Genomic DNA, 15,155 nt, shown 5'->3' with positions numbered 1-15,155 from the left:
AGTATGCATACCATCCGTATCACGACATCGCAAAATATAGATATTGATTATGAACTGGCAGGCTTTGGCGACCGCTTTCTGGCCCGTATTATTGACTATGCCATTTTCATAGGCTTATACTTTTTCATATTTGTTGTTTATTTCATTTTTTATGGCGCAAATAGCTTTGGTGTAAATAACCAATATGAAATTGTATTTATTGTACTGATCTGGCTACTACTTTGCGTATTTTATGATTTTATATGCGAAGTTTTCTTCAACGGGCAAACCATTGGTAAGCGTGGCCTGAAAATAAAGGTAATCAGCCTTAACGGTGGAAGACCTAAAGTAGGCCAGTATTTACTCCGCTGGATTTTTCGCATTGTTGATTTTACAATTACATTTGGCGGCGGAGCAGTGATCTGCATGGCACTTACAGAAAAAAGGCAGCGCATCGGTGATTTTGTAGCTGGTACCGGTGTAGTTAAAACAGCGCCTGCATCGCGTTTTGAAGAACTTGTTTTTGCGCCAACTTTAACCGAAGGTTACGAGGCGAAGTTTCCTGCTGTTGCACAGTTAAACGATAGCGATATCGTATTGATCCATGATGTGATTAAAAACTTTAACTACACCCGTAATAATATGCTGGTTTACAAATTAGCGTTGCGTATAAGGCAGTTTTTAAACATCCCCTTACCTGAAAACGTAAATGATTATCAGTTTTTAGAAATGGTACTCAACGACTATAAATACTTTACTTCGAGATTAGGTTAAGTATCTATATCATTAGTTTGTTTATATAGGAAATAATTATAACAGCAAAGGTGGCCGTATATATTGCCTTCCCTACAATTCTGTTATTAACATTTAAACGGGTACCTGCTGCACTATAAAACACAGCTATTACCAATAATAAAAGAGCCGGATATAGTTTAAAGCTTTGCGTGAAATTGCCGTTTAATAATGCAATGATTGAACGTTGCAAGCCACAAAAAGGGCAATCAATACCTGTGAGTCTTTTAAAAGGACAAGGGATCAAATGATTCTGTATCCACTTGATCCCTTGTGAGTAATATGTGTTTATTGATAAAATAGGCATATCGTTTTAAAATCTCAATATACCAATTCACTATTATTTATAACTGTGGTACTTGCGGGTCAATTGGGCGCTGATAATCATTTGCTCCAAAAACACTGTCGTTTTTAGGGTCAGGTCCATATTCATTAGGGCCTACAGTTCCCGGTGTAAGTGCAAATACAAGGTTTACAATAGGTACAATGATAAACCAACCGCTGCGGCCGGTATCATGCATGCGTCTTACTCCAACTGCAAGGGTCGGAATTATTGATGCCAGATAGTATAACCAATAAATAATCAAGGTTCCAATTAATCTCGAAATGATACCAAGAACAATGAAAATAATCACTTGAAAAAGGATAAACATCCAATACTCTTTACGGCGCGCTCGGCCACTAAACTGTGCGTATTTACGCATTACATCTAAATACCAGTTCATATGTTTTCATAAGGTTTAATTATCCCTACTCGTATGGCTTTTCGGTTACGCCCCGTTTGTTTAGTTTCTGGTCTCTAAGCGGATTTATAACAAATTTATTGCTCAAATCGTTTTAAGTAAGGTGATTGTTTTTTTATCTGTGCAGAAAGCTTATATTAACAGTTAATTAAACCGCTTATAACCACAACAGCAGAATGTAATTTTGATTATACGGTAACACAATTACCATAACAATTTACTTTATTGCTTTGCATTTATTTACAATTATGAACCAGGCTTTCGCTATAGGCATTGATATTGGCGGCACTAATACCAAATTTGGTATAGTTGACCAGCAAGGAAAAGTTTTAGATGAGGGTGAAGTAAAAACCACCTCTTTCCCTACCATAAATTCATTTGTTGAAGGCATTTATAAGCAACTGCAGCCTTTAATAGCCAAAGCCGGAAAAGAAAATATAAAAGGTATTGGTATTGGCGCACCTAATGGCAACCATTTTAACGGCTGTATCGAACATGCACCAAATCTACACTGGAAAGGCATTGTACCTATTGCCGACCTCGTGTCTAAAAAATTTGAGCTTCCCTGCATATTAAATAATGACGCGAAGGCTGCTGCACTTGGCGAATTGCATTTCGGAGCTGCCCGCAACATGAAAGATTTTATCATGATTACGCTTGGTACCGGTGTTGGTAGCGGTATTGTAGTAAACGGGCAATTGTTGTACGGGCATAAAGGTAACGCCGGCGAGTTAGGGCATACGGTAATCCGGCCTAATGGCCGCCAGCATTGGTCTACCGGCTTAAAAGGCACAGTTGAATCTTACTGCTCAGCTACAGGTATCGCCATCACCGCCCGCGAAATGGCGCAGCAATCTGAAGAGCCAACCTTACTTAAACGTTATTCTGCTGCCGAGATCACCTCAAAAGTGGTTGATGAATGTGCTGAAAAAGGCGATGCTGTTGCTAAAAAGGTATATCAGTTTACCGGCGAACTTTTGGGTGAAGCTTTAGCCAATTTTGTCTTGTTTTCGGCACCCGAAGCTATCATATTGTTTGGCGGTGTTACAAAGGCGGGCGAATTGATTTTAGAGCCAGCAAAAAAATCAATGGAAGAACATTTGCTTACGGCCTTTAAAGGGCAGGTGAAACTGATGTTCAGCCAGCTTAAAGCATCAGACGCTGCGATTTTAGGTGCCAGCTCTATGGTTTGGAACCTTAAAACAGACGAGCAGCCTGATTAAAGAAACTTTTTAGGTAAACGGCTGTAATACATACATGAAAATACATGCCGTTTGCCTTGCTGCATTGTTATTTGCAGCATGTTCATCCCCATCAAATAAAACGTCGGGAAAGGATACTGTAGTTGCCGGAGATACCCTGGCTAAATCATCAGCCACAGCAACCACTAACCATACTCCAACGATATCTTCTCTTTGTTTTTTGCGCACTGAGGGTAAAGCCAACCAGGATACCACCAGTATTGAGCTGGTAGTAAAAGGCAATAAAGTAACCGGTGTAATGAACTGGCTGCCCTACCAGAAAGACAGCCGTAAAGGCACACTTGACGGCACATTTAAAGGCGATACTATCAATGCCGTATGGACTTTTATGCAGGAAGGTATGAAAGACACCCTAAACCTTAAATTTAAACTGGATAATGATCAGCTTGCGCAAAAGCCGCTTAAGTTAAATGCCAAAACCGGCCGTGAACAAACGGATTTATCTGCCGGATATACGTTGGAATACAAAGCCAGCACAAAAGTTAAAAAGTAATAATGGCATAAGCCTAATAATCGCATTTACCTGTTAAAACATATTATCATGTCATTTGATCAATATCACGAACCGCCGGAAGAATTATCTGACGAAACCCGCACCTTTGCCCGTATGATAGTTTCACTTTGTGAAGAAGCAGAAGCTATTAACTGGTACGAACAGCGCATTGCTGTAGAGAAAGACAAGGATGCAAAAGCCATTATGCAAAATGCCCAGCAGGAAGAGTTTAAACACTTCGGCATGGACCTTGAATTTTTATTACGAAAAAAGGAAGTTTGGCGCACAACGCTGAAAGAAATCCTGTTTAAAGAAGGTGACATTGTGGAATTAGGCACCAAAGGCGAAGAAGCCGCAGAAGATTAATACATCGAAATGCGCATCAACAAAAATGGGCAGGATGATCATCCTGCCCATTTTTGTTTAATATCTGTATTGTTGCTTATGCTTCTACAACCAGTGTTTTAATTTCGGTAACGTTTACCTTTTTGCCACGGTTAGAACGTGCGGTACGCGAGTAAACCGAAAGGTCGCGGTTAAATAAAAACTGCAATAACAACTTAGTATATGAGGTATGGTAGCCCAATACCTCGTAATGCTTGTTAGCTATTTTGTTAAGCTTTGGCAGGTTATTCCAGGGCACTGACGGAAAATCATGGTGCTCATTGTGGTAACCTACGTTAAGGTTAGGCACATTCAAGCGGCCATAATAGCTTTTGGTTTCCTGATGGTCGCCGTGAGTTAAAAAGTGCTCCTGCACCCAGCGAGCCCCAAGCGGGTGTAAGCCCACAGAGAAGAACAAACTGGCTACTAAATAAATCAAAGCTTTAGCACCAAATAAGTAAATAATACCTGCGGTGAAAACGATCTGCACTAAAAGGTTAGCTACCGTCCAGGCATCAAATAATTGAATTTCTTTTAAACGTGCAGGGCGCAATGATTGAAAAAGTGGGTAAAATAATAACCAAACTGCTTTACCGAAGGTAGAATTGTCTATCAGCTTGGCTTCCCAACGGAAAGGCATATCAGCATCTAACTCTTCCACACCCTGGTAAGCATGGTGTTTCATGTGATATTTGGTAAATGATACCGCAGATGGAAATATCATCGGCAAATTAGCCACCATACTACTTAACGTATTTAAAGTACGGTTTTTAAATACCAGATTATGCGAACACTCGTGTATACATACATAAAGGGTATGGCAGGCAAAAGCACCGATAGCATAAGCAGCTATAATGCTCCACCACCAGGCTACATCTTTTAAAAAATAAGCTAAGGCTATTTGTACCCCTACGCATAGTAATATAACCAGAAAAGTGTATGGGTTACGACCTATTAATTGTCGTATTTCCGGGTGTTCTTTTATAATGGCTTTGGTACGCAGTTTATGCGGCTCACACTCGTCCGACCAGTTAAAGCTTGTTCGTTTCGTCATTAGTTTAAATTCGTTTGTCCTCTTAATCTGCCCAAAAGTTACATATAAAACGGCATTTGCAAGGGATTTATTTTCAAATCGAGTAACAAAACTTTCTTTCTGATTAATTAAATCTACGCCAAACAACTATTTAAGCGCGTCAAAACTGTACCTGGCATCGCTCCAAAATTCATCGAGCGCAATAATACGCGGCTTTAAAAAAGAGATGATCTCCGGCCAGTCGGCTTTATTAAATACATTTACCGGCGAAGTCTCTTTATATATACGGCTAATGGTTTTGCCATACTCATCAGTAGTATGTAAATGCCATTCCCATTCTTCGTCCAGGTAGCCGTGCAATACATTTTTCAGTTCTAAGAACTGCTCAAAAAATAATTCCTGTATGCCAGTATCCGGATGCGCGATCTCAATACTGATACTCGCATTACGTTTTTCTGCCTGCATCCTGAAATACAAATGCTTGATGCCGGTTTTGTAGTTTACCCAGTTAACCTTTAAACCTTCAGCAGATAATTGCGGGGATATATATTGCCCGAAGGCCGTCCAGAATGCTTGCTTTATTTGTGATGCCTCGTCTTTAGAATACATTAACTATAAACAGATATAAACTGTAAAAATGAATTAAAATATCCGGTTAAAAAAGGCATAAAAAAGACCAGCTGGTTAGGTTGGCCTTCAATAGTTAGTTAGTATTGTGATGGTTGTGCTCAGGTTGAAATAGTACGTCTCTGTAAAAAGCTTAGCAGCTTTTTAACTTAAGTTTATAATTGGTTAATGCTTTTTTACGTGCGTTTGTTGTATTAAGTTACGCTTTGCTGAAATATTTTTTTTTAAAACCATCAGTTGATTTTTTTCTTAATAATTTATAAACCCATTCGTTTATGAAAACATCTCCGAAACTTTCGCGCCGTAATTTTATTGGTTTAAGTATGGCAGGTGCCGGCGCATTGGCGCTCGGTTCAACCGTGTCTGCAATGGCATCGTGCATTGGGCAGCCAGGCAAAAGGCTTGGAATAGCGCTTGTAGGTCTCGGAGGCTACAGCATAGGACAATTAGCGCCGGCCTTGCAACAAACAAAAAATTGCTACCTGGCTGGTATTGTTACCGGTACACCCGCCAAAGCAACGGAGTGGGCTCAGAAATATAATATCCCTCAGAAAAACATTTACAATTACCAGACTTTTGATCACATTGCCAATAACCCGGATATAGATATTGTATACGTGGTGTTGCCTGTTGCCTTACATAAAGAATATACCATACGTGCAGCAAAAGCTGGCAAGCATGTAATTTGCGAAAAGCCAATGGCGCTTAACGCTGCCGATTGCCGCGAAATGATAGCTGCCTGCAAAAAAGCCAACCGGATGCTATCTATCGGTTACCGTTTACACTTTGAGCCGCATAACATGGAAGTAATGCGATTAGGACAGAAACAGGTTTTCAGAAAAGTAACAGGCATAGACAATGCCAATGGTTTCACCTACGGCGGTGATCCTAATGCCTGGAGATTAAACAAAGCCCTTGCTGGCGGCGGCGGGTTAATGGATATGGGTATTTATGCCATACAAGGCACACGTTATACACTTGGCATGGAACCAATTTCGGTAATGGCAACTCAGGAGAAAACCAAACCCGAGTTATTTAAAGATGTGGACGAAACCGTTTTCTGGGAATTAGAGTTTCCGGGGGGACTGAAAACTAAAGGCAAATCAAGTTATAATCACGACTGGGGCTACTTAAAAGCACAAGCTGAGCGAGGTAAATTTGAGCTTGAACCGGCTTATGGTTATGGCGGCATACAAGGGAAAACATCAAACGGGCCGATGGATTTTCCGCAGATTAATCAGCAAGCTGCTCAAATGGATGATTTCGCCCATTGTGTAATGACAGGTGCTCATACGCGTGTTCCGGGTGAAGAAGGTTTAAAAGACATGCTGGTAATTGATGCGATTTATCGTAGCCTTGATACCGGCAAATGGGAGAAAATACAAAAGGCTTAAAGCATTTAACATTAATTAATAATTGAAGGTTAAATACTGTTAAATAGTTTTCGTCAGAAAAAATGGTGAGTAGATTTATCTAAAATCTAACTCATGACACAATTTTTCTTCAGCTTGTTCAGCCTGCTTATTCCTTGTGTTGCGATTGACACCTCGAACTTTAGCACTAAACATTACCCTGTAATCAATCCGGCTCCGCCCCACCCAAAGATCAGCCACAAAGGCGTAAACATTGCTTATACCGACGAGGGAAAAGGCCCATTAACTTTACTGTTTGTGCACGGCTGGGGAATTAACCGCACTTATTGGAATAACCAGCTTAATTATTTCAAGAGCAGGTATAGAGTAGTTGCCATTGACTTGCCCGGTTTTGGCCAGTCGGGTAAAAACAGGAATGATTGGACAGTTGATGCATTCTCAGGCGATATAGTTGCTACTATCAATCAGCTGCATTTAAGAAATGTAGTTTTGATAGGCCATTCGTTCTCACAGGATTTTATTGCAGGTGCAGCGTTAAAATCAAAACAGGTGATTGGTTTAGTTGGTGTAGACAATTTTAAAGGCTATGGCAAGGCACTTGATACCACCGGGAAAAAAGAAGTAGATAAAGCTATACACCAGTTTAAAGCCGATTTTAAATATTGCGCCAGGCAGTTTGCCTTGCAAATGGGTTACGGCGTAATGGATTATGCCCGTCAGCAGCGCGTAATTATAGATTATGTACATACCGATCCGCGACCGGGTATTGCTGTTTTTGAACAGCAGGAAGATTTTGATGAAAGTGTGCAAGCCGCTGCCTTGAAAAAACTGGGCCTTAAACTTTACCTGATCAATAGTGATGCTACCCCTACAGATATTTCGGGTTTAAAGGCCTTAGGCATTCCTTACGAATTATTGAGTATACACCGAACCGGGCATTTCCCTATGATAGAACAGCCTAAGCAATTTAACCAGTTACTTAACAAAGCACTTGTAAAAATTAAAGCGCAGTATGCTGGTAAAGCTGAATAAGGTTGCCACAGCCACCTGGGTAAAATTTCAAGGGATGTTCCAGGTCAGTAACTGTGATGCTGGTAAGTTTTATTTTATCATGATTAATGCTGCTCAACAAAGTTTTTTAAAGCTGTATTTACAAGATAGTTCCAGCCCCCTTCAAAATTGGCTTTGGCAAATTGTGGCTGCTGAGGAAAGGTGTCCAAACCTTCATGTGTTATTTTAACATTGGTCTGGCTGCCTTGTTCTGTTAATTCCCAGGTTACATAAGAAATGCCGTCATAACCTTCATAACGCCAGCTGTGCTTTAGTTTTTGCTGTGGGATAACCTCTATGACCTTGCATTTGTGCAGATAACTTTCACCCTCGGTACCTTTGCCTGCAAATTCAAACTCGAAACCAATAACCGGCTCAAATTCTGCAATATCGAAATACCATTGCTTCATTTGCGTATTGTCTGTTAAAGCCTTCCAAATAATTTCAACAGGTGCATTTAACAGGCTTTCTACTACAACTGGCTGATCACTCATATAAAATTGATAATTAACTAAATATAGGAAATCAGATTTTAACTCTTCAATCTTACTTATTATCAGCACCGCTTGGATCTATCCCAAGCTCTGTCAGGTCCTCTCTGTCAAAATCATGGCTAAAGATGAAGCATAAAGAAACTAAACCCTGATCACCACCTGCCGGAATTGTAGTTTCGAGCCTCCAGCCTAAGTCAGTCATGTAATTTAATGCTTGAGCGTAATTTTCAAATTTAGGTGGAGTGAGCATTTTCTTTGTTAGAGAAGCACTTTTAAATGGCGATAGTAAAGAATCCCGGGAATTAGTTGAAATCTTTTTTTGTCCAAACATAATAGCATTCTTAGTCCAGCCCCAGTTAAGCTGCGCATAGCGTTTGATTTTTACCTGGGCATGTAAGGCACTTATCGCTATCAGTTGCATAGCGATAAAAAGGGTTAAGGTTATTTTTTTCATAGCACGGTTAAGTTACCTTAAATAACATGCTTTTACAATAACCTAAAACTTAGGAAGATGCAGATTTTGAAAGAAAAAATCTGCCAGTTAGTAAGGGAGGGTATTTAAAATAATAGAGAGATTATTTCTACTAATTAACGATGCAGAAATAGTTTGGAACTGTAGCAAGACTGACGGCTATCTTGCTACAGTTTTCATGTTTGATGCCATGGCAATATCTTCAAACCACCAGTAGTCATGGGTATTCATCACCTGCTCAGGGCGCCCGCCATAGATTTGAGCCATATCGTTATTTGATATTACGTCTAAAGACTTCTCGTCGATTTTTGCAGTGAATAAGGCCGCTAACTTTTTAAGATTTTTCATTTTGCTAAGTTTTACTTTCTTTTTTCTTATTCAAAGAAAGCTAAAGAAATCCTGCTTACTTAACTTTTTAGACGAAGTGTGGTATTTTTTCGACTAATTAAAACACGCCGCAGATGAAGTGTTTTTGAGGATATGAGGAGGTATAAAACAAAAAAAGCTCCTCGTTCAGGAGCTTTTTAATACGTTCAGTTAATATTTAAAAGTCGATGTAAAAGCGTTTTATCGTTTAATAACACACGGGCCTCACCTGTAAAGGTCACATTTAAATCTTTATTGTTATTAAGCTCTAAATAAATGTCATGCTTTGCATGATTGGCAATAGGTGAAATACTTATAATTTTTGCATTATATTTTCTGTCCCCTAATTCATTAATATTAATATAGGCGGGCTGTTTAATTTTCAAACGAGCATAAGCTTTGTTAGTAATCAACCCGTGTGCGATATAATTAGTATTAACAGGTTGCACATACAATACGATTTGCTGAGGGTCAATACTTGTTTTAACAGGCGAAATAATGTTGTTTAAAGTTACATGGCCAGCCACTTCAGCATTGCTTACCCAGTTGTTTTTCCAATTTTTAATATCTATTAATATTCTGTCGACCTGATCGAAACTGCCGCTTATTAATAAAGAATAAGCATTTTGAAATGCCCCTAATTTGCGGCTATCTAAATGGTTGAGTTCGCTTAAAAACCTGGCTTTATTAACCGGCTGGTTTAGTGTATTATGGTATTTTATTAAAACGTTCTCAAGTTTAGTTAATGAGTTATAGCTGGTGTAATATTTATCATACCATACTATTAGTGGCTGGCCCTGTTTTACAGATGCGTTGTTACGGATCAAAAAGGTATCAATACCATAGTTTACCTGCAATGGTTTTATTACAGATGCAGATGTTACAGATGAGAAATCAACCGGGATTTTTACAACATCCGGGTAATTGAAAAAATAGGAAAAGCAAAGTATGGAAGCAATAATTAAAAGTATAATGATATTACCCCATTTTAGGCCCCAACCAGGGGCCGAAACCATGATCTCAGCTACTTCTTCATGATGATAATTGTTTTCAGGCATAATCTAATTATACGTTTATAACCTTATTCTTTTTAATGGCCTGTTCAGAAAGGTAGTACTTATATAAAATAGTATATAATACTAACTCATGCTGCCTTTGCCTGGAAAGGAAAAAGCGGTTAAGATACATGTGTACATAGCTTGATAATGCTGTAAACCCTGCTGTATTAAAAAGGAGGTCATTATCAAAAGTACTTATGATGTTGCTGACGGTATCTTGAGCAGACGCACTTCTTTGTTTAAACTCTGCTGTAGCTTCTGTTATTTCATTCAGCATGTCATCATCAGGGTTTAAAAAGCTTCGTAGTTGCCTGCTATGCTTTCTGTATTTTTCATTCAGCTCTACAGTTAAAGCCTTGTCTCCGTTAAATTCTTTAAAAAAGGCGTCTGAAAGTGTTTCGAGAAAATGGCACTTATCTTTTATAGACAGGCCAAAGTCATTAAGTATTTCATCGAGCCCGCGTGCTGCCAGCAACCATCTGTAGGTTTCGCCTATGTCTCCTTCTATCATGTTAAGGATATTGGATATCGCAACACTGTCATAATGAAACCAATCTTCAGAGCTTTCTATATTATCTGCTCCGTAGCGTTCAATCTCACGCACATAGGTATCTAACTGTATTTTGTGTATGGTGCCGTTTTCAATTTCTTCTTCGATCAATTCATACAGACCCGTTATTATGCGGTTTATTTCAAGTTTATTTTTTTCATGGACTTTTAACCTCAGCCTGATGTGATGATGTGGATCTGTATAGCGGATAAAGAACCATTTATCAATGATTTTTTCGTCACTGAGATATTTGATGTAAGGGCATAGGGTTTCAATAAAAACCTTTTCGACCGACTTTGTTCCGCCGTAAATTTTAAAATAGATCCATTCGCTGCCCGGAATAAAAGTGCGTTTAACTGTAGTAAACCTGGCAGGAGCAGCAGCGGTCTGTATAACCGTAGCGCTTTTATTTGAAATTGGCAAGATAACTTCGTTAGCAAACCCATGCCTTCCGTTGTTAATAAAACAGTTTTCCTCGTCAAATAAAAATTCTGATAGCTTAACAACTCCTTTTTTTGTCAGGGTTTGATGTAGAATTTTTTTACCAATTTCATTTGACGTATCTATCAGTAACTCATTGTCGTATTCGGCTACACAAACAAACCTGGGCACCTCTATTTCTTTCAGGTAAGCATCAATTAGGGCAAGGTCTTTTTCTGTGGTTTTGCCAAAGCCATCTAAAGCCAGCTTATTAATGCGCCAGCTTGCTTTGTTAATAATGATGTTTTTATATTCTACCCTGGGTAAAAACCGCGAGTCACTTAAATTAGCCCAGTCCCAGTAAATGCTATGATATAAACCGTCTTTCTGCAAATCACATAGAAAACGGTATACAGGCAAGCCTGTCATATAATTATGTGCGGTAGATAATCGCGGAATTATAACTTTATTAAGCCTTTTACTGCGTAGAATCACTTTGCCATTTTTTACTGACACCATCAGATCCTGTACATTAATCTGATCTTCGGTACTTTTGGCTGACTTTCCTAAAAACGGGATTTCATATTTTCTGAGGTTTGGCCGCATCAGGATATTACCGGTTCTTGATTCGGGCAGGTGCACAATTTCTGCATATACATAATTGTCGTTGTCTGCTTCATCGGTAGCTATTGTTTCCAGTAGGTTTTTGTAAAGTTTTTCGTCGCCATGACAAAATCTGCCCAAAATATTAGCTCCGGATGGGCCAGAGCATGTTGTTAAATGAAATTTGTAATTATTGTTATCCAGCTCATGTGCTGATGCCGCTATTAACGAGCCAAAAGCATATAAACTTGTCGGAATAGATTTTTCAATTTCGGGTTGTACGTCCAGTTGTTTAAGGTCATCGTCTGTTAACTGCACTACTTTCGACCGGCTATCTGCTGCTTGCTTAAATAGTTTATTAACCATTAAATTATAAGCAGACCAGGTAGTGTTACGCGCCTGTTTACGCGCTTTAGGTGACACCCCCTCAAGAAGGGGCAAATGATCTGATTTTTTTCCTGCTCCATAGCCCACCCCCGACTCAGAATCAAGCGCCTGAAGCAATGGTACTTCTTTCTCTTCATAGCGTTCTATAAAACTTGTTTTAAAAGTTTCCAGATCGCTAAAAACTCCTTTGGACGAGATGCGGTATAAATTACTTATTTGTTCTGCAATGTTATTTGCAACAGTACCACTAATTTGATTGTTAGCGTGCTCATAAAACAGATCTGTTTGGATCAGATCTTTAGATTGGCATTTTACAAATTTGTTATTAATAATTTGGTGCACCTGCTCAAAGGCGCTCACACCACCTTGCTTAAGCAGGCTGCTTATTTGTTTAAGATCTGAAATGATGCTGTCTGGTGCTTTTTGGTCAAGCAGCACAATCAGCCTTTCAAAATAAATATCGCCCGTTACGGTAGGTTCAAGTTCACTTATTAAAAGCTGTGAATCAATAAGCTCATTCAAAAAGGCTTCTGCATCAGCTGGTTCTACTTCTGGTGCAGCGTTAAATAGAATGGTTAAAAGTGACTTATAACTGGTGCCATTTTCGGCAGCCTTTACAAGCAGGTCAAGATAATCGCTTTTCTTTACTGAAGTTAAATTATAATGCCGCCTTTTATTTTCTACCTTATATTCAATGTATCTGTATGTATCCGCTTTATCGTATAAACTACTGTTTACGTAAAATAAAATATTCTCTTTAACAGCAGGTATTTGTTGAAGATAGTTAACCAGCTCATTCACATAGTTCATATCCAAACGCGAATGCTTCCGGTGTTTTTCGTCAGCATAGTTAATATTTGTTTCTTCACCCACTATACCGGTAGAGCAACCTGCAAATAAACCGTACGGGGTACAGCGGGTGCTCATCCTTGATAAGTATTTGTAAAGTGTTATAACCAACTTTTGGCCTGCAATTCCATCATTTATGGCTTTACACAATTCGCCGTATAACTCTGGAGAAGCCGTGTAAATGGCTTCCATAAAAAGCGGGTCGTTTTTGTAGCGGTTTAATAAATGATGCTCAAATGCTTTAATATCAGTGTTTACCAGTTCATTAATCGAAAAAAAAGTTTCTACAGGCATTAACGGCCGTCTTAACAAATAATAATTGGCTGGTTGCAGTTTAATTTGGCTGTTCATAAATGATAAGATTGGTTGCAGGATAAAACTTTTATTAAAATAAGAATTTACTGATAAATATTAAAGCACAGATAATGAGCATCTACATAAATTAATTTTCCTCAGGATCCTGTTTAGGAACTGTCAGGCAAGATTCTGTAAGGTGAATACATGACATTACAGGGCATGAGCATTTATTTGGATCGGTTTCTTTATTTATGCCGCCATGTATGTTTCCAAGTTGATGCTCATTAAGCTTTGCAATAGTTTCTTTCTCAAAAGAAAGCGACTGTAGATGTATGCGTTTCTTTTTCATGTTGGTTATTTATTTAATTCAGTGTTTTCATGCGCGCCACCGTTAGCTTTACAGTTATCAGGGTTACAGGTAAATATATTACATGACGATGCACCGGTAGTGTTGGGCGCATCGGCTCCTCCGGCAATTTCAGCTAATTGTGCCTCGTTTAGTTTTAAAATAGTTTCCTTGTTGAGGCTGAAAAGGCGTTTAATTTTTGAATTCTGTTTTTTCATAATCTTTTAAAATTTGGAACCGTACAGCATTTGCCATACGGTTCCGGGGATAAGTTTTGATTAACCTTTGTTGCAAGAACAAGCCTGGCAAGAGTTAATATCAATTAGATCTGCTGCAAATTCTTGCGCAACAGGCTGCTGAGGTGTCTGGTTGTTACAAGTGTTTGTAGTACCACCGCCTGCTACTTCGTTTAATTGATTTTCATCAAGTTTCGAAATGGTTTCTTTGTCTAATGACAGAGATTTGCTTACTTTAATTGGTTTCTTTTTCATTTTTAAGTGTGTTAGTAGTTAATTTTAATTACAAGAACATGCATGACATGATGGAAGGGCAAGGTTTGCTTCAAATGCCTGCGCCGGAGGTGGGGTACCATTACAGGTATCTGTGTTGCCGCCGCCGGCAATCTCATTTAACTGGTCATCGTTAAGTTTCTGGATAGTCTCTTTGTCCAGCAATAATGATTTGGTGATTTTTACAGGTTTCTTTTTCATTACAATAAGGTTTGGTTTTAAGTAGTGTAAAAGATGGACCCGGAAATCATTGAAGCTGCCAGGCCATCAGGGCCATGCTTTAGCCGTTACAAGAACAAGCTTGGCATGATTTAACGTCAATCAAATTAAATTCGGCTGCAGGTTGTGCAGGCTGATTGTTACAGGTATTGGTAGTGCCACCACCTGCTACTTCATTTAATTGATTTTCATCAAGTTTTGAAATGGTTTCTTTGTCTAATGACAGCGATTTGCTTACTTTGATAGGTTTCTTTTTCATGTGATTTGGTTTTAGTGGAAATAAAACTATAGTACAATGGCCGTTGACTATCAGTTTTATTTACCGTTACAAGAACATGCCTGACATGAATTGATGTCAATAAGTGCTGCTGCTTCTTCAAATTGTTGAGCCGGTTGATTTCCGTTACAAGTGTTGGTTGTACCACCGCCTGCAACCTCATTCAGCTGATTTTCATCAAGCTTGGCAACGGTCTCTTTGTCTAATGAAAGCGATTTGGTCACCTTAATTGGTTTCTTTTTCATTTGGTTTTCGATTTTTGTTTGTTAATAATTATTTAGTTATTCATGAATACATGACCTATAATGCCAGTTGTTTACCTGGCATGCAGCAGATGTTTTGCCATGATAACGGCAAATAATAAGACGGTTATTTCTCATCAATCCACCAGTAATTTGCTGGCTGCTGATTAGGGTTGCTGCTACTAACCAGTGCTGCCATTTCAAAAGGAGAAAGCGCATTTACTAAAGCTGAATGCTGTGGCTGGATCTTTTTAAAAAGCGTTTTAAAAATTGCTTTCATAACTGTTGCGTTTATAATCTTTTACACAAAGGAGCATGAAAGCGTAAGCC

22 protein-coding genes are annotated in these 15,155 nt (G+C 38.8%); 6 read left to right on the top strand and 16 right to left on the bottom strand.

Annotated features, from left to right (window positions below):
- Positions 1–3 precede the first annotated feature (3 nt).
- Positions 4–753 (top strand): RDD family protein, encoded by a 750-nt coding sequence (locus PQ461_RS03145; RefSeq protein ID WP_274208180.1) that lies wholly within the window; start codon positions 4–6, stop codon positions 751–753.
- A gap of 4 nt (positions 754–757) precedes the next feature.
- Here the strand turns inward: PQ461_RS03145 and PQ461_RS21205 are convergent, their stop codons facing one another.
- Complete coding sequence (locus PQ461_RS21205) at positions 758–1,078, bottom strand: DUF2752 domain-containing protein (protein WP_443192779.1); 321 nt, start codon at positions 1,076–1,078, stop codon at positions 758–760.
- 37 nt (positions 1,079–1,115) lie between these two features.
- A complete protein-coding gene (locus PQ461_RS03140; RefSeq protein ID WP_274208179.1) occupies positions 1,116–1,496 on the bottom strand; it encodes a DUF805 domain-containing protein in 381 nt (126 codons plus the stop codon).
- A gap of 266 nt (positions 1,497–1,762) precedes the next feature.
- On the opposite strand from PQ461_RS03140, the gene PQ461_RS03135 reads away from it, so the two are divergent.
- The 3 genes from PQ461_RS03135 to PQ461_RS03125 are packed head-to-tail and all read left to right on the top strand — an operon-like array spanning position 1,763 to position 3,635.
- A complete protein-coding gene (locus PQ461_RS03135; RefSeq protein WP_274208178.1) occupies positions 1,763–2,737 on the top strand; it encodes an ROK family protein in 975 nt (324 codons plus the stop codon).
- A gap of 34 nt (positions 2,738–2,771) precedes the next feature.
- Entirely contained in the window at positions 2,772–3,269 is a 498-nt protein-coding gene (locus PQ461_RS03130) for a hypothetical protein (RefSeq protein WP_274208177.1), read from the top strand.
- Positions 3,270–3,317: 48 nt separating this feature from the next.
- A complete protein-coding gene (locus PQ461_RS03125) occupies positions 3,318–3,635 on the top strand; it encodes a ferritin family protein (protein WP_274208176.1) in 318 nt (105 codons plus the stop codon).
- A gap of 76 nt (positions 3,636–3,711) precedes the next feature.
- Here PQ461_RS03125 and PQ461_RS03120 read toward each other — a convergent pair whose 3' ends face one another.
- Positions 3,712–4,707, bottom strand: a complete 996-nt coding sequence (locus PQ461_RS03120; RefSeq protein ID WP_274208175.1) for a fatty acid desaturase — start codon at positions 4,705–4,707, stop codon at positions 3,712–3,714.
- 126 nt (positions 4,708–4,833) lie between these two features.
- Complete coding sequence (locus PQ461_RS03115; protein WP_274208174.1) at positions 4,834–5,295, bottom strand: DUF4268 domain-containing protein; 462 nt, start codon at positions 5,293–5,295, stop codon at positions 4,834–4,836.
- Positions 5,296–5,588: 293 nt separating this feature from the next.
- On the opposite strand from PQ461_RS03115, the gene PQ461_RS03110 reads away from it, so the two are divergent.
- Together PQ461_RS03110 and PQ461_RS03105 are read left to right on the top strand one after the other, a co-directional pair.
- Positions 5,589–6,707 carry a Gfo/Idh/MocA family protein gene (locus tag PQ461_RS03110; protein WP_274208173.1) on the top strand — a complete coding sequence of 373 codons (1,119 nt, stop codon included), beginning with the start codon at positions 5,589–5,591 and terminating at the stop codon, positions 6,705–6,707.
- Positions 6,708–6,800: 93 nt separating this feature from the next.
- On the top strand, positions 6,801–7,718 hold the full coding sequence (locus PQ461_RS03105; protein WP_274208172.1) for an alpha/beta fold hydrolase: 918 nt from the start codon (positions 6,801–6,803) through the stop codon (positions 7,716–7,718).
- Between the two features lie 83 nt (positions 7,719–7,801).
- Here PQ461_RS03105 and PQ461_RS03100 read toward each other — a convergent pair whose 3' ends face one another.
- The 12 genes from PQ461_RS03100 to PQ461_RS03045 all read right to left on the bottom strand — a co-directional run bounded on the left by PQ461_RS03100 (position 7,802) and on the right by PQ461_RS03045 (position 15,105).
- A complete protein-coding gene (locus PQ461_RS03100; protein WP_274208171.1) occupies positions 7,802–8,230 on the bottom strand; it encodes an SRPBCC family protein in 429 nt (142 codons plus the stop codon).
- A 52-nt stretch (positions 8,231–8,282) separates the two neighbouring features.
- Positions 8,283–8,684, bottom strand: coding sequence for a hypothetical protein (locus tag PQ461_RS03095; protein WP_274208170.1), 402 nt, complete (start codon positions 8,682–8,684; stop codon positions 8,283–8,285).
- Between the two features lie 177 nt (positions 8,685–8,861).
- Positions 8,862–9,050 (bottom strand): bacteriocin, encoded by a 189-nt coding sequence (locus PQ461_RS03090; protein ID WP_274208169.1) that lies wholly within the window; start codon positions 9,048–9,050, stop codon positions 8,862–8,864.
- Positions 9,051–9,235: 185 nt separating this feature from the next.
- On the bottom strand, positions 9,236–10,126 hold the full coding sequence (locus PQ461_RS03085) for an HlyD family secretion protein (protein ID WP_274208168.1): 891 nt from the start codon (positions 10,124–10,126) through the stop codon (positions 9,236–9,238).
- 7 nt (positions 10,127–10,133) lie between these two features.
- Positions 10,134–13,286: a lantibiotic dehydratase gene (locus PQ461_RS03080; RefSeq protein WP_274208167.1), complete on the bottom strand. Its 3,153-nt coding sequence runs from the start codon at positions 13,284–13,286 to the stop codon at positions 10,134–10,136.
- A gap of 91 nt (positions 13,287–13,377) precedes the next feature.
- Positions 13,378–13,581: a class I lanthipeptide gene (locus PQ461_RS03075; RefSeq protein ID WP_274208165.1), complete on the bottom strand. Its 204-nt coding sequence runs from the start codon at positions 13,579–13,581 to the stop codon at positions 13,378–13,380.
- Between the two features lie 5 nt (positions 13,582–13,586).
- Positions 13,587–13,796 carry a class I lanthipeptide gene (locus tag PQ461_RS03070; RefSeq protein ID WP_274208164.1) on the bottom strand — a complete coding sequence of 70 codons (210 nt, stop codon included), beginning with the start codon at positions 13,794–13,796 and terminating at the stop codon, positions 13,587–13,589.
- Positions 13,797–13,856: 60 nt separating this feature from the next.
- Positions 13,857–14,069, bottom strand: coding sequence for a class I lanthipeptide (locus PQ461_RS03065; RefSeq protein ID WP_274208163.1), 213 nt, complete (start codon positions 14,067–14,069; stop codon positions 13,857–13,859).
- Positions 14,070–14,093: 24 nt separating this feature from the next.
- A complete protein-coding gene (locus PQ461_RS03060; protein WP_274208162.1) occupies positions 14,094–14,288 on the bottom strand; it encodes a class I lanthipeptide in 195 nt (64 codons plus the stop codon).
- A 79-nt stretch (positions 14,289–14,367) separates the two neighbouring features.
- Positions 14,368–14,565 carry a class I lanthipeptide gene (locus PQ461_RS03055; protein WP_274208161.1) on the bottom strand — a complete coding sequence of 66 codons (198 nt, stop codon included), beginning with the start codon at positions 14,563–14,565 and terminating at the stop codon, positions 14,368–14,370.
- Positions 14,566–14,621: 56 nt separating this feature from the next.
- Positions 14,622–14,828 carry a class I lanthipeptide gene (locus PQ461_RS03050; protein ID WP_274208160.1) on the bottom strand — a complete coding sequence of 69 codons (207 nt, stop codon included), beginning with the start codon at positions 14,826–14,828 and terminating at the stop codon, positions 14,622–14,624.
- A 124-nt stretch (positions 14,829–14,952) separates the two neighbouring features.
- Positions 14,953–15,105 (bottom strand): hypothetical protein, encoded by a 153-nt coding sequence (locus tag PQ461_RS03045; RefSeq protein ID WP_274208159.1) that lies wholly within the window; start codon positions 15,103–15,105, stop codon positions 14,953–14,955.
- Positions 15,106–15,155: the final 50 nt, after the last annotated feature.

Origin of the sequence: Mucilaginibacter sp. KACC 22063 (genome assembly GCF_028736115.1) — a bacterium.
Classification (GTDB): domain Bacteria; phylum Bacteroidota; class Bacteroidia; order Sphingobacteriales; family Sphingobacteriaceae; genus Mucilaginibacter.
The sequence above is the reverse complement of the archived record's forward strand: the minus strand, read 5'-3'. Positions and strand labels throughout refer to the sequence as shown.

Excerpts from the sequence above, each read along its gene's own strand:
- PQ461_RS03145 (WP_274208180.1), top strand. The coding sequence starts at position 4 with ATGCATACCATCCGTATCACGACATCGCAAAATATAGATATTGATTAT.
- PQ461_RS21205 (WP_443192779.1), bottom strand. The coding sequence starts at position 1,078 with ATGCCTATTTTATCAATAAACACATATTACTCACAAGGGATCAAGTGG.
- PQ461_RS03140 (WP_274208179.1), bottom strand. The coding sequence starts at position 1,496 with ATGAACTGGTATTTAGATGTAATGCGTAAATACGCACAGTTTAGTGGC.
- PQ461_RS03135 (WP_274208178.1), top strand. The coding sequence starts at position 1,763 with ATGAACCAGGCTTTCGCTATAGGCATTGATATTGGCGGCACTAATACC.
- PQ461_RS03130 (WP_274208177.1), top strand. The coding sequence starts at position 2,772 with ATGAAAATACATGCCGTTTGCCTTGCTGCATTGTTATTTGCAGCATGT.
- PQ461_RS03125 (WP_274208176.1), top strand. The coding sequence starts at position 3,318 with ATGTCATTTGATCAATATCACGAACCGCCGGAAGAATTATCTGACGAA.
- PQ461_RS03120 (WP_274208175.1), bottom strand. The coding sequence starts at position 4,707 with ATGACGAAACGAACAAGCTTTAACTGGTCGGACGAGTGTGAGCCGCAT.
- PQ461_RS03115 (WP_274208174.1), bottom strand. The coding sequence starts at position 5,295 with ATGTATTCTAAAGACGAGGCATCACAAATAAAGCAAGCATTCTGGACG.
- PQ461_RS03110 (WP_274208173.1), top strand. The coding sequence starts at position 5,589 with ATGAAAACATCTCCGAAACTTTCGCGCCGTAATTTTATTGGTTTAAGT.
- PQ461_RS03105 (WP_274208172.1), top strand. The coding sequence starts at position 6,801 with ATGACACAATTTTTCTTCAGCTTGTTCAGCCTGCTTATTCCTTGTGTT.
- PQ461_RS03100 (WP_274208171.1), bottom strand. The coding sequence starts at position 8,230 with ATGAGTGATCAGCCAGTTGTAGTAGAAAGCCTGTTAAATGCACCTGTT.
- PQ461_RS03095 (WP_274208170.1), bottom strand. The coding sequence starts at position 8,684 with ATGAAAAAAATAACCTTAACCCTTTTTATCGCTATGCAACTGATAGCG.
- PQ461_RS03090 (WP_274208169.1), bottom strand. The coding sequence starts at position 9,050 with ATGAAAAATCTTAAAAAGTTAGCGGCCTTATTCACTGCAAAAATCGAC.
- PQ461_RS03085 (WP_274208168.1), bottom strand. The coding sequence starts at position 10,126 with ATGCCTGAAAACAATTATCATCATGAAGAAGTAGCTGAGATCATGGTT.
- PQ461_RS03080 (WP_274208167.1), bottom strand. The coding sequence starts at position 13,286 with ATGAACAGCCAAATTAAACTGCAACCAGCCAATTATTATTTGTTAAGA.
- PQ461_RS03075 (WP_274208165.1), bottom strand. The coding sequence starts at position 13,581 with ATGAAAAAGAAACGCATACATCTACAGTCGCTTTCTTTTGAGAAAGAA.
- PQ461_RS03070 (WP_274208164.1), bottom strand. The coding sequence starts at position 13,796 with ATGAAAAAACAGAATTCAAAAATTAAACGCCTTTTCAGCCTCAACAAG.
- PQ461_RS03065 (WP_274208163.1), bottom strand. The coding sequence starts at position 14,069 with ATGAAAAAGAAACCAATTAAAGTAAGCAAATCTCTGTCATTAGACAAA.
- PQ461_RS03060 (WP_274208162.1), bottom strand. The coding sequence starts at position 14,288 with ATGAAAAAGAAACCTGTAAAAATCACCAAATCATTATTGCTGGACAAA.
- PQ461_RS03055 (WP_274208161.1), bottom strand. The coding sequence starts at position 14,565 with ATGAAAAAGAAACCTATCAAAGTAAGCAAATCGCTGTCATTAGACAAA.
- PQ461_RS03050 (WP_274208160.1), bottom strand. The coding sequence starts at position 14,828 with ATGAAAAAGAAACCAATTAAGGTGACCAAATCGCTTTCATTAGACAAA.
- PQ461_RS03045 (WP_274208159.1), bottom strand. The coding sequence starts at position 15,105 with ATGAAAGCAATTTTTAAAACGCTTTTTAAAAAGATCCAGCCACAGCAT.